The sequence below is a fragment of the Tabrizicola aquatica genome (assembly GCF_002900975.1).
GTDB classification, from domain to species: domain Bacteria; phylum Pseudomonadota; class Alphaproteobacteria; order Rhodobacterales; family Rhodobacteraceae; genus Tabrizicola; species Tabrizicola aquatica.
Genome location: NZ_PJON01000002.1, coordinates 261,844 through 273,436, shown reverse-complemented (window position 1 = coordinate 273,436; position 11,593 = coordinate 261,844). Strand labels below are relative to the sequence as shown.

The window sequence follows — 11,593 nt, the reverse complement described above, 5'->3', positions numbered from 1 at the left end:
GGTTACTTTATGACAATCACCCGCTTCGGCCGCAAGCGCACTGGTGAAAGATCTTCCACATCTTTCTTACCATCTTCTTGCGGCGGCTCGACAACGATGGTGCGCCGTGGCTGGGTGCGCACTTCCTCGGCCCGGGCCTTGCCATCCTTCGGCCCGGCCGGTTCCGCCGCCGCCTCGGGATCGGGCTTGCGCGGGATCAGCATCGGCTCTGACGCGACGGTTGTCAGCCGCTTTGGCCTTGTGACGGCCATGGAGGGGCGGGGGGTTCGGTTTTCCTTGGGGCGGGTGCTGGCGTCGTTCACCTTGATGATGGTGAAGCTGATGTTGTCCTGGTCGGGGTCGGCCAGGCGGTTCAGCTCTTCCAGCAGGCGTTCGGCGATCTCGGTCGAGCGGCTTTTGCGGTACTTGTGCAGCACCCGCTCGATCTGCGCATTGGTCAGGAACTGCAGCCCGTCCGACGAGCAGACCACGATATCCCCGGCCTTCAGCTCATAGGGTTTGGCCGGGCAGTCGATCTTGGGGATCCGCGTGCCCATCAGCACCGAGATCAGGCAGTTGCGGTCCGGGTGGTTCGCGCCGACCTCGGCCTCCATCAGGCCCGACTTCACCATGAAGTCGATCTGCGGCGCCATCGAGTGGTCCTCGTTCAGCTGCACCAGCTTGCCGCCCCGGTACAGGAACAGGGGCGAATCGCCGACCGAGATCCACCACAGCCGGTTCTCGACCAGCGCCGGCACCACCAGCGTCGCGCCCATGCCCTGCGTCTCGGGGTGGGTGCGGGTGTGCTGGCGCAGGGTCTCGTTCGCAAGGTCGGCCACGCCGCGCAGGATCTCGGGTGCGCGGGTCTCGAAGGCGTCGACATCGGCGAAGTGGAACTTCAGCTCGCTGTAGACCTCGGTCAGGACGATCTTCGACGCGACATCGCCGGCCGCATGACCGCCCATGCCGTCGGCCAGCACGACAAAGCCGGCCTCGGCGCCCACCGGGAAATCGCTGGTGATCGCGTCTTCCTGATAGTCGCGTGCGCCCTGGGAAATGCCCGAGGCGACATCATAGCGCGGCTCACGCGATCGCCACATCATGCCCGTCTCCTCCGGCCTCGTTGGCCACCCAGTTGAAGTCAGGCGTGCAGAGCACTTTCAGCAAGAGCGTCGTCTCGCCGATCTGGATCACGTCGCCGTCGCCCACCGCTTCGGTCGACAGCAGCGGCTTGCCGTTCAGCCGCACCAGGTTCGACTTGCCGCCATGGCCGATGTGAAAGCGGTGGCTGGCCGGGTCATAGGCGATCGCCGCATGGTTCTGCCGCGAGATCGCCATGTCGCCAAAGTCCAGCGCAACCGTCTGGTCAACACCGCGACCGATCTGGCTGACGCCTTGGGCAAGCGGAAATGCGGCGCCACGGCCTGGCCCCTGCGTGACCACCAGCCAGCCGGTGGGGCGCATCACCATGTTCGCCTTGGTTCCCGGTTCGCCCAGGTCGCCCAACTCGTCCATGCGGCCCTGGTCCAAAAGCGGAACCACGGCGGGGGACTGCGGCTCGAACCCCAGCACGCGCGTCTTGGTCCGCGAGGACCGGCGGCCCTCGACCCTTGGTTCACGCGGCGCGTCCACCGTTGGAGACTCGCCCTCCATGTCCCAGATATTCACCGCCGGCGCCGGGCCATCCTTGGCCACGGTCGCGCTGGTCGCGGTCTGGGTCAGCACCTCGGACTTGGCGTCGGCCAGCTTTGGGAAACGCCCGGCCGCCGGGCCTTCGCCCGCTGCGACCGCGTCTACTGCCGCCTTCGTCGCCCTGATTTCTTCCGTTGCGTCGCCGCCATGGCTGATCGCCAGCCGTCGAGCCCTTGGCTTGCGGCGCAGCAGCCAGTCAAACAAGCCCATACCTTACACTCCCTCCCCGGACATGGCCGAGGGTCCACCCGTAGTCACCACACCAAACCGCAGCTTGCAGCCATCGCTGCCGGACTTCCCCTGACGCTTCCCTTGGCGCCAAAGTCCAGCAACATCCTGCCCCCTGATGCCTGCAGCATCTATCTTCGGGCAGGGTCAGCAGCGGTCACCATTCACCACACACTCTGTCAGCTTACACTTTCCTGTAAACTTTGGCCAAAAAATGATCTGACTTCGGTCATTTCAGGATCACCATTCGGTCAAGTCGCTCAGGCCACCCGGGCCACCACATAGTCTGCCAGGTCGCTCAGCATCCCGCGCAGCGCTTGGTCGGGCAGCATCGCCAGCGCCTGCCGCGCGCGGTCGGCCCAGGCCAGGGCCTCGGCCCGCGCCTCGGCAATGGCCCCGTGCCGCGCCAGGATCGCCATGGCTTCGGCCAGGTCGCCGTCGCGCTGGTCGCCCTTCTCGATGGTCCGCACCCAGAAGGCCCGCTCCTCGGCCGTCGCCTTGGCCACGGCCTTGATCACCGGCAGAGTCAGCTTCCGCTCGCGGAAATCGTCGCCAGTGTTCTTGCCGATCACCGCGTCCTGGCCGCCGTAATCCAGGATGTCGTCGACAATCTGGAAGGCGATCCCCAGCGCATCGCCATAGTCGAACAGCGCCCGCACCTGCGCCTCGTTTCCCCCCGCGATCACCCCGCCCGATTCCGTCGCGGCCGAGAACAGCGCCGCCGTCTTGCCGCGCACGACCTTCAGATAGATCCCCTCATCCGTCGCCAGATCCTGCGCGGCGGTCAGCTGCAACACCTCGCCTTCCGCGATGGTCGCGCTGGCATTGGCCAGGATATCCAGCACCCGCAGACTGCCCGTCTCGACCATCAGCTGAAAGCTGCGGGCGAAAAGGTAGTCCCCGACCAGGACCGAGGATTTGTTGTCCCAGAGCAGATTCGCCGTCGGCCGCCCACGCCGCCGCTGGCTTTCGTCCACCACATCGTCATGCAGCAGCGTGGCGGTGTGGATGAACTCCACCGTCGCGGCCAGCTTCTGGTGGTCGGTGCCCGCGTATCCCAGCAGCCGCGCGGCAGCCAGGGTCAGCATCGGCCGCAGCCGCTTGCCCCCGGCCTCGACCAGATGGGCGGTCACCTCGGGGATGCGGGGGGCATGTTCGCTGGCCATCCGCTCGCGGATCAGCGTGTTCACGGCCACCATATCCTCGGCCAGCCAGTCCGCCAGCCGATCCTGCGGCGCCTTCGCCTGTGTCTCGCCCGCCCCGTCCATTCCTGCCCTGCCCTTGCCCCGGCCCTTGGGCGGGGTTAACTCCATGCCATGAAGGAAGTCCTGCGCACGACCGACCCGACGCTGATCGCTTTCGCCACGCACCTTCTTGGGGGCGAGGGTATAGCCACCTTTCCGCTGGACGTCCACATGAGCGTCCTGGACGGCAGCCTTGGAATCCTGCCGCAGCGACTGATGGTCGCGGACCGTGACCATTTTCGCGCCGCCGCGATCCTGCGCGACAACGACATTCCCGCCGCCTGATGTTCGCGGACGACCAACTGTCCGACGACAAGTTCCTGTGCGGCCGGCTGCGGCTTCTGCAACCGCTCAAGGGCTACCGCGCTGCGACCGATCCGGTCCTGCTGGCCGCCGCCTGTCCGGCGCAGCCGGGCGACAGTGTCCTTGACCTTGGTTGCGGCGCCGGCGCCGCCGCGCTGTGCCTGGGCTGGCGGGTGCCTGGCCTGATGCTGGCGGGACTGGAGCTGCAACCCGACTACGCCGATCTTGCCCGCCGCAATGCGCAGCGCAACGGCATCGCGCTTCAGGTGCATGAGGGCGACATTGCCCGCATGCCCACCGCCCTGCGCCGCGACTTCGACCATGTAATCGCCAACCCGCCCTATTACCCGCCGGGCGGCAGCCCCTCGCCCGTCGCGGGACGGGCGCGGGCGATGCAGGTCGACACGCCGCTGTCCGACTGGGTTGCCGCCGCAACGCGCCGCCTGCGGCCCGGCGGCTGGCTGACGCTGATCTGCGGGGCGGACGGCTTGCCGCAGGTTCTGTCCGCGCTGGGCACCAAACTCGGCTCGGCCGCCGTCCTGCCCCTGCAACCGCGCGAGGGGCGGCCGGCCCTGCGTATCCTGCTGCAGGCCCGCAAGGGCGGCCGCGCGCCCTTTCGTCTGCTTGCTCCCTTCGTGATTCATGCCGGGCTGGAACATGACGGCGACCGCGAGAGTTATACGCCGCAAGCAAATGCCGTCCTGCGGGATGGCGCCGACCTTGTTGCGCCTTTTCGCTGAATTGGCCGCATCATCCTGTCACATGCCTGTAACAGTTGATGACACGACTCGGGTTTCGTGGTGCACTGATCCTCGTGGGTAGCTTTTACAGGAGGACGACCATGACGATCGCATCGCATCTGGTGGAACTGCGGAAGAAGCACGAAGTCCTGTCCGAACAGGTCGAACGGGCGCAACGCAGCCCCAGCACGGATGCCCTGAAGATCGCTGAACTGAAGAAGCAGAAGCTGCGCCTGAAAGAGGAAATCGCGCGGCTCAGCCACTAGGTCTTTCCGGCCCGCGCGGCCATCGCCGCGCCGGCCGTGATCAGCACCGCAGCAAGGGCTATGGTCCAGGTCGGCCGGGCAATCCCGGCCGCCACCAATGCCAGGGTGGACAGCAACGGCGCGGCATAAGACGCGACGCCCAAAAGCTGGATGTCGCCCCGCTTCATGCCGATGTCCCAGGTGAAGAAGGCCGCCCCGACCGGCCCGATCCCCAGTGCCACGACGGCCGCCCAACCCAGGGCGCCCTGTGGCCAGACCGTGACCTCCAGCGCCAGATGCGCTGCCACTGACAGCACTGCCGTCGCCAGGCAAAAGACGGTCACGCTTTGCGTCGGCACATCGCCCAACCGCCGCGACAGGACCGAATATCCTGCCCAGGTCAGCGCGCACAGGAAAGCCAGCACCAGCCCCGCGGCCGAGCCTCCCCCGCCGTCGCGCCCCAGCACGATCACCGCCGCCCCGGCAAAGGCGACCAGCGCCCCGATCACATGCGGGGTCCGCAACCGCTCGCCCGGAAGCAGGCCCGAAAGTAGGACGATGAACAGCGGCCAGAGATAGGCGATCAACCCGGTCTCGGCGCTGGGCGACAGGCGGAAGGCGGTGAAATACAGGAAATGATAGCCGAAAAGTCCAGCCGTGCCAAAGGCATAGACCTTCCAACTGACCCCGCGCAGCACGCCGAACCCCTGCCGCGCGGTCCAGACCAGGCCGATCGCCCCACCGATCCCGAAGCACAGCGCATTCAGCAGGAACGGCGGGACCGGCGCGCTGCCGATGGTGAACAGCGCCAGAAGCGACCACATCAGCACCGCCGTAAAGCCGATCAGCGTTGCCTTGCCCTTGGTCACGATGCGCCCTCTCTGCTTGCCCGATCTGCATAGCCGGGCCTCGCGGCAAGCAAAAGGGCCGCCCCGAAGAACGGCCCCGCTGCTCGTCGATGACTTCGTCACCCCTCGCGGGACGACCTTCCGGCGTCAGACGAAGAACTGCCCGCCGTTCGCGCTGATGGTCGAGCCGGTGATGAACCCCGCATCCTCGGACGCCAGGAACACCACGATCCGCGCGATTTCCTCCGGCTCGCCCAGACGACCGACCGGGATCTGCGGGATGATCCGCTCGTTCAGCACCTTCTCGTCGATGGCGCGCACCATTTCCGTGCCGATATAGCCCGGGCAGATCGCGTTCACCGTGATCCCGGCCCGCGCCCCTTCTTGCGCCAGCGCCTTGGTGAAGCCCAGGTCGCCCGATTTGGCCGCGGAATAGTTCGCCTGACCGGCCTGGCCCTTCTGCCCGTTGATGCTGCTGATGTTGATCACCCGGCCGAACTTGCGGTCCCGCATCCCCGACCACAAGGGGTGGGTCATGTTGAACAGGCCCGTCAGGTTGGTGTCGATCACTTCCTTCCACTGGCCCGGAGTCATCTTGTGGAACATCGCATCCCGGGTGATCCCGGCATTGTTCACCAGCACGTCGATCGGGCCCAACTCGGCCTCGACCTTGGCGATCCCGGCAGCGCAGGCGTCATACTCGGCGACAGACCACTTGTAGGTCGGGATGCCGGTTTCCTTGGTGAAGGCGGCCGCCGCCTCGTCGTTGCCGGCGTAGTTCGCCGCAACCGTGTAACCCGCCGCCTTCAGCGCGACCGAGATCGCCGCACCAATGCCGCGCGACCCGCCCGTGACCAATGCAACCCGTGCCATCGTGATTCTCCTCCTAAGGGTATGCTACCGTATGCCGTTGAAATCCTGTTACCGAAACGAAATCGGGCGCGCAACATTATTGCGCGCCCGATTCGATTCAGGTCGTAGGGTGCGTGCTTGCACGCACCGCCCTCACCGCTCCAGGCACATGGCGACGCCCATGCCGCCACCGATGCACAGCGTGGCCAGGCCCTTCTTTGCGCCCGACCGGCCCATTTCGAACAGCAGCGTGTTCAGGATCCGCGCGCCCGAGGCGCCGATCGGGTGGCCGATGGCAATCGCGCCGCCGTTCACGTTCACGATCGACGGGTCCCAGCCCATGTCCTTGTTCACCGCGCAGGCCTGGGCGGCAAAGGCCTCGTTCGCTTCGACCAGGTCCAGGTCGCCGACCTTCCAGCCCGCCTTGGCCAGTGCCTTGCGGCTGGCATGGATCGGGCCGACGCCCATGATCGACGGGTCAAGCCCGGCCGTCGCGTACGAGGCGATCCGCGCCAGCACCTTCAGCCCGCGCTTCGCCGCCTCTTCCTCGGTCATCAGGACCACCGCCGCCGCGCCGTCATTGATGCCCGACGCGTTCGCCGCCGTGACCGAGCCATCCTTGGTGAAGGCGGGCCGCAGCTTCTGCATGCTTTCCAGCGTCGCGCCGTGGCGGATGTATTCGTCCTGGTCCACCACCGTGTCGCCCTTGCGGGTCTTCACCGTGAACGCGATGATCTCATCCTTGAACTTGCCAGCCTTCTGCGCCGCCTCGGCCTTGTTCTGGCTGGCCAGCGCGAATTCGTCCTGCATATCGCGGCTGATCTGCCACTGGTTGGCGACGTTCTCCGCCGTCTGGCCCATGTGATAGCCGTTGAACGCGTCCCAAAGGCCGTCCTTGATCATGCTGTCGATGAAGTTCATGTCGCCCATCTTCTGGCCCGCGCGCAGATGCGCGACGTGGGGCGACAGGCTCATGCTTTCCTGACCGCCCGCGACGACGATCTTCGCATCACCCAGCTGCACATGCTGCGCGCCCAGCGCCACCGCCCGCAGGCCCGAGCCGCAGACCTGGTTCAGCGACCAGGCGCTGCCTTCCTTCGGCAGTCCGGCCTTGATATGCGCCTGCCGCGCCGGGTTCTGGCCCTGACCGGCGGTCAGCACCTGGCCCAGGATCGTTTCTTCGACTTCGGCCTTGTCGATGCCGGCGCGTGCCACCACAGCCTCGATCACCGCAGCCCCCAGGTCATGCGCCGGAGTATTGGCGAACGAGCCGTTGAAGCTGCCCACCGCGGTGCGGCCTGCGGCCACGATTACGACATTGGTCATCTGGATCCTCTCCCTTGCGCCCGGTCAAAGCCATGGCGGCACAAGCGCCTTGCGCCGCGTCACCCATGGCCTAAGCGCATCCGGAACCAAGCGCAAGAATGTTGGCGCAACCAAGGGGAATCCGCCGCAATCCTAACCCGCCAGCGCGCCCAGGTTCGGCCGACCATGCCGGAATGCCCGGAAATCCGGGGTCACCGAGGGCGCGCCAAACAGGTAGCCCTGCATGCAACCCACCCCAGCCTCGCGCAGCCAGGTGGCCTCGGCCTCGGTTTCGACCGCTTCGGCGACGACATACATCCCCATCTCTTGCGCCAGGGCGATCGCCCCGCGGACCACCGTTTGCGGTCCGGTCATCCGGTCGATGTCGCGCACCAGACTGCCCTCGATCTTCGCGATCTCGAACCGCAGGTCCTGCAGGGTTTCCAGCGAGATCAGCCCGGCCCCGAAATCGTCCAGTGCAAAGACGATGCCGTGGTTGCGCATCTCCTCCATGAAGGGGCGCAGCACGTCGGGCACCTGCATCGCGCTGACCGCGTTGATTTCCAGGATCAGGTTGTAGCCCAGCTTGGGACTGTCGCGCAGCGCCTTGCGCAGGATCGTCGCCCAGCGCTGATAGCCGACTGACCGGGCGGACATATTCACCGAGATGCGGATCTGCGGGTTCCGCTGCAAGCTCATCAGCCCCATCTGCAAGGCGGCGCAATCGATTTCCCGGCCAAGCTGCGTTCGTTCCACCGCCCCCATGAAATCGCGCGCGGGAATCACCTGGTCGCGCAGGTTCAAAAGCCGGATGAAGCCTTCGAAAAAGCCGATGACTGCGGGGTCGGCCGCATAGACCACCGGCTGATAGGCCAGCCGCATCCGCCGGTCCTTCAACGCATCGGCCACGGTCTTCAACGTCTCACGGTCCTGGGCGGCCATTGCGGCGGCAAGGGGGCTGGCCAGTGCGGGATCGCGGTCGAACTTCGACGTTTTCGCTTCCTTCATGAAACTCATCCGCGGCCCCCGGGTGCAACTCAGTTATCGACAACCTAGACCTGCATCGGTAAACCCAACCCTAACATTCCCTTTTCGTTCTCATCTCAAAGCCCCCGGTTTGCCATGGAAATTGCCGACAATTCGATGCGTTGCCCCTGGTGCGGGACCGATCCGCTTTATGTCGCCTACCACGACCACGAATGGGGCCGGGCCGAGCGTGACCCCCGCCGGCTGTTCGAACTTCTGATGCTCGAGGCCTTCCAGGCCGGCCTCTCCTGGATCACCGTCCTGCGCAAGCGCCCCGCTTTCCGCGCCGCGTTCCACGACTTCGACCCCGCGACCCTGGCCTCCTGGGGCGAGGATGAGGTCGCCCGCCTCCTCCAGGACCCCGGCATCATCCGCCACCGCGGCAAGATCGAGGGCACGCTGAAAGCCGCCCGCGCCTTCCTGCGGATCGAGGGGACGCAGGGCTTTTCGCCCTTCCTGTGGTCCTTCACTGGTGGCCAGACCTTGGACAACCGCCCCGTGCGCCTGGCCGATGTCCCTGCCCAGACGCCGCAATCCCTGGCCATGTCCAAGGCGCTGAAGGCCGAGGGGTTCAGCTTCGTCGGCCCGACCATCACCTACGCCTTCATGCAGGCCTCGGGCATGGTCAACGACCACCTTCTGACCTGTCCCGCCCGCTGACCGCCCCCTTGGCGTTTCCGGCGCGAAGGCTCATATAGGCGGCAGACAAACCGCAAGGGGGCGACCATGCTGGGTCTGGGCGACAAACCGCAAACCGACGCGAACCTGATCAAGGACGCAACCGAGGCCAGCTTCATGGCCGACGTGATCGAAGCCAGCCGCGAGGTGCCGGTCATCGTCGACTTCTGGGCCACCTGGTGCGGCCCCTGCAAGACCCTCGGCCCGATGCTTGAGGCCGCGGTGACCGCCGCCAAGGGCAAGGTGCGCATGGTTAAGGTCGATGTCGACCAGAACCAGCGCATCGCCGCGCAACTGCGCATCCAGTCGATCCCCACCGTCTATGCCTTCTGGCAGGGCCAGCCCGTCGACGGCTTCCAGGGCGCCGTGCCTGCCTCGGAGCTCAAGGCCTTCATCGACCGCGTCTCGGCGCTTGGCGGTGACGGCGGCCTTGCCGACGCGATCCAGGCCGCCGAAGAGATGCTGACCGAAGGCGCCGCCGTCGATGCCGCGGAAACCTTCGCCGCCATCCTGGGCGAAGAGCCGGAGAATCCCGTCGCCTATGGTGGCCTTGTCCGCGCCCATATCGCGCTTGGCAACCTGGAGCAGGCGGAAAGCTTCCTCGCCGCCGCGCCTGACAAGGTGGCCAAGTCCAAGGAACTCGACGCCGCCCGCGCCCAGCTGGAACTGGCGAAGCAGGCCGCCAATGCCGGACCCGAGGCGGAACTCCGCGCCGCCGTCGACGCCAACCCCGACGACCACCAGGCGCGCTACGACCTTGCCGCAGCCCTTCTGGCGGCCGGGAACCCGAAGGAAGCCGTCGACCAGCTTCTGGAACTTTTCCGCCGTGACCGTGAGTGGAACGACGGCGCCGCCAGGGCCCAGCTTTTCACCATCTTCGACGCGCTCAAGCCGCAGGACCCGATCGTCCTCGCCGGCCGCCGGCGCCTGTCGTCGATGATATTTGCCTGACCCCCCGGTCGGGCTACCTCACTCGCCATGATCAGCGCCGCCGACCTGCCGGACACCATTCCGGTCTTCCCCCTGCCCGGAGCACTCATGCTGCCCCGTGCGCGTTTGCCCCTGCATATCTTCGAGCCGCGCTACCTTGCGATGATCGAGGATTGCCTGAAAACCAAGCACCGGCTGATCGGCATGATCCAGCCGCGCGAAACCCCCGCCTCCGAACGGCGCGAGGGTGAGAAACGCCTGCAAGCCATCGGTTGCGCCGGCCGCGTGACCGGCTTCTCGGAAACCGAGGATGGGCGCTACATGATCACTCTCTCCGGCATCTCGCGCTTTCGCGTCAAGGAAGAGGTCCAGGGCTTCACCCCCTACCGCCGCTGCCTGGTGGACTGGTCGCCCTTCGGCCGCGACCTAGGCCCGACCGAGGAAGACCCCGGTTTCCGCCGGGGCGAGTTCATGGCGCTTCTCGGCCGCTACTTCGTCAAGATGAAGCTTTCCACCGATTGGGACAGCCTGAAAGAGGCCGAGGTAGAGCTTCTGATCAACTCGCTCTCCATGCTTTGCCCCTTCTCACCCGAGGACAAGCAGGCCCTCCTGGAAGCCCCCACCCTGGACACCCGGCGCGAGACGCTGGTGACGCTGATCGAATTCGCCCTGCGCGGCGGCGGGTCCGAGGACGAGGTGCTGCAATGACCGAACCCGCCGACCGCCGGATGCTGGAATCCCTGGTCTGCCCGGTGACCCACGCCATCCTGACCTATGATGCCGAACGTCAGGAACTGATCTCCAAGGCCGCCCACCTGGCCTTCCCGATCCGCGACGGCATCCCCGTGATGCTGATCAGCGAGGCGCGAGAGTTGGAGTGACCCGTAGGTCGGGGTTCACCCCGACTCTCCTCCAATCCCCGCACAGGACCGGCACTCCCCCTCCGCTTCACTTGCCCTTAACCCCTTCCGCCGGATAGGATTCCGGTGAACCAAAGGGGCGACCATGCCGAACCACCTCCGTTCGTCGTCAAAATGGGAAGGCTGCCTCGGCTTTTATTCCAAAGGCGGTTCAGCATGCCGCTGACATACCACCCAAGAGCCGGTCAGATCCTCATTTGCGATTTTGAAGGATTCAAAGTGCCCGAGATGGTAAAGGTGCGGCCGGTGATGGTGATTTCACCGCGCTTGCCGCATCGGAACGACATCGTCACAATTGTGCCTATCAGTCTGACTGCACCAAAGCACAGTCTGCCCTTCAATGTCCGTCTTTCGAAGAATTACCACCCGCAAGAACCTGACGACCTGCCTTGCTGGGCGAAGTGCGACATGGTGATGAACCTTGGGACATGGCGTTTAGATGGCTTTAAGGTTGGACGGCGAAAATGGGAGAATCCACAGGCGACCGGCGATGACCTGCAGGCAGTGCGTCGCGGTGTCTTGTGGGGATTGGGTCTGGGCGGCTTGATTCCTGGCGCAGAGTGACCTATCTATGCAGTGTTCCCGGTCATCGGGCTTTAAGAC

Annotated in this window: 15 protein-coding genes; 8 read left to right on the top strand and 7 right to left on the bottom strand. The window is 65.8% G+C overall.

The genetic code is table 11. From position 1 onward, the window contains the following. Nucleotides 1–2 precede the first annotated feature (2 nt). The 3 genes from CXR42_RS09735 to CXR42_RS09725 all read right to left on the bottom strand — a co-directional run bounded on the left by CXR42_RS09735 (nucleotide 3) and on the right by CXR42_RS09725 (nucleotide 3,167). The gene (locus tag CXR42_RS09735; protein WP_245875406.1) at nucleotides 3–1,082 is read right to left on the bottom strand and encodes a PP2C family protein-serine/threonine phosphatase; all 1,080 of its coding nucleotides are present in this window, start codon (nucleotides 1,080–1,082) and stop codon (nucleotides 3–5) included. Further along, complete coding sequence (locus CXR42_RS09730; protein WP_103257345.1) at nucleotides 1,063–1,881, bottom strand: FHA domain-containing protein; 819 nt, start codon at nucleotides 1,879–1,881, stop codon at nucleotides 1,063–1,065. Before CXR42_RS09730 ends, CXR42_RS09735 begins: the two co-directional genes overlap by 20 nt. A gap of 278 nt (nucleotides 1,882–2,159) precedes the next feature. Further along, nucleotides 2,160–3,167, bottom strand: coding sequence for a polyprenyl synthetase family protein (locus tag CXR42_RS09725; RefSeq protein ID WP_103257344.1), 1,008 nt, complete (start codon nucleotides 3,165–3,167; stop codon nucleotides 2,160–2,162). A 48-nt stretch (nucleotides 3,168–3,215) separates the two neighbouring features. Here CXR42_RS09725 and CXR42_RS09720 point away from each other — a divergent pair, with 48 nt between their 5' ends. The 3 genes from CXR42_RS09720 (at nucleotide 3,216) to CXR42_RS09710 (ending at nucleotide 4,452) form a co-directional block, all read left to right on the top strand. Beyond that, entirely contained in the window at nucleotides 3,216–3,428 is a 213-nt protein-coding gene (locus CXR42_RS09720; protein ID WP_103257343.1) for a putative signal transducing protein, read from the top strand. Next, nucleotides 3,428–4,186: a tRNA1(Val) (adenine(37)-N6)-methyltransferase gene (locus CXR42_RS09715; protein WP_103257342.1), complete on the top strand. Its 759-nt coding sequence runs from the start codon at nucleotides 3,428–3,430 to the stop codon at nucleotides 4,184–4,186. Before CXR42_RS09720 ends, CXR42_RS09715 begins: the two co-directional genes overlap by 1 nt. Before the next feature lie 101 nt (nucleotides 4,187–4,287). Further along, nucleotides 4,288–4,452, top strand: coding sequence for a YdcH family protein (locus CXR42_RS09710; protein WP_103257341.1), 165 nt, complete (start codon nucleotides 4,288–4,290; stop codon nucleotides 4,450–4,452). On the opposite strand, the gene yddG is transcribed toward CXR42_RS09710, so the two are convergent. The 4 genes from yddG to CXR42_RS09690 form a co-directional block, all read right to left on the bottom strand. Next, on the bottom strand, nucleotides 4,449–5,300 hold the full coding sequence (gene yddG / locus CXR42_RS09705; RefSeq protein ID WP_103257340.1) for an aromatic amino acid exporter YddG: 852 nt from the start codon (nucleotides 5,298–5,300) through the stop codon (nucleotides 4,449–4,451). The two genes, CXR42_RS09710 and yddG, sit on opposite strands and share 4 nt — an antisense overlap. A gap of 126 nt (nucleotides 5,301–5,426) precedes the next feature. Beyond that, nucleotides 5,427–6,152, bottom strand: a complete 726-nt coding sequence (gene phbB / locus CXR42_RS09700) for a beta-ketoacyl-ACP reductase (protein ID WP_103257339.1) — start codon at nucleotides 6,150–6,152, stop codon at nucleotides 5,427–5,429. Nucleotides 6,153–6,284: 132 nt separating this feature from the next. Further along, complete coding sequence (locus CXR42_RS09695; RefSeq protein WP_103257338.1) at nucleotides 6,285–7,457, bottom strand: acetyl-CoA C-acetyltransferase; 1,173 nt, start codon at nucleotides 7,455–7,457, stop codon at nucleotides 6,285–6,287. A 132-nt stretch (nucleotides 7,458–7,589) separates the two neighbouring features. Next, nucleotides 7,590–8,453 (bottom strand): EAL domain-containing protein, encoded by an 864-nt coding sequence (locus CXR42_RS09690; protein WP_245875405.1) that lies wholly within the window; start codon nucleotides 8,451–8,453, stop codon nucleotides 7,590–7,592. Nucleotides 8,454–8,558: 105 nt separating this feature from the next. Here CXR42_RS09690 and CXR42_RS09685 point away from each other — a divergent pair, with 105 nt between their 5' ends. The 5 genes from CXR42_RS09685 to CXR42_RS09665 all read left to right on the top strand — a co-directional run bounded on the left by CXR42_RS09685 (nucleotide 8,559) and on the right by CXR42_RS09665 (nucleotide 11,554). Continuing rightward, entirely contained in the window at nucleotides 8,559–9,122 is a 564-nt protein-coding gene (locus tag CXR42_RS09685; protein ID WP_103257337.1) for a DNA-3-methyladenine glycosylase I, read from the top strand. A 66-nt stretch (nucleotides 9,123–9,188) separates the two neighbouring features. Beyond that, complete coding sequence (trxA, locus tag CXR42_RS09680; protein WP_103257336.1) at nucleotides 9,189–10,091, top strand: thioredoxin; 903 nt, start codon at nucleotides 9,189–9,191, stop codon at nucleotides 10,089–10,091. Nucleotides 10,092–10,118: 27 nt separating this feature from the next. Then, nucleotides 10,119–10,778, top strand: coding sequence for an LON peptidase substrate-binding domain-containing protein (locus tag CXR42_RS09675; protein ID WP_103257335.1), 660 nt, complete (start codon nucleotides 10,119–10,121; stop codon nucleotides 10,776–10,778). After that, nucleotides 10,775–10,951 carry a Trm112 family protein gene (locus CXR42_RS09670; protein ID WP_103257334.1) on the top strand — a complete coding sequence of 59 codons (177 nt, stop codon included), beginning with the start codon at nucleotides 10,775–10,777 and terminating at the stop codon, nucleotides 10,949–10,951. The genes CXR42_RS09675 and CXR42_RS09670 overlap by 4 nt, the downstream gene beginning before the upstream one ends. 195 nt (nucleotides 10,952–11,146) lie before the next feature. Beyond that, entirely contained in the window at nucleotides 11,147–11,554 is a 408-nt protein-coding gene (locus tag CXR42_RS09665) for a type II toxin-antitoxin system PemK/MazF family toxin (protein ID WP_103257738.1), read from the top strand. Nucleotides 11,555–11,593: the final 39 nt, after the last annotated feature.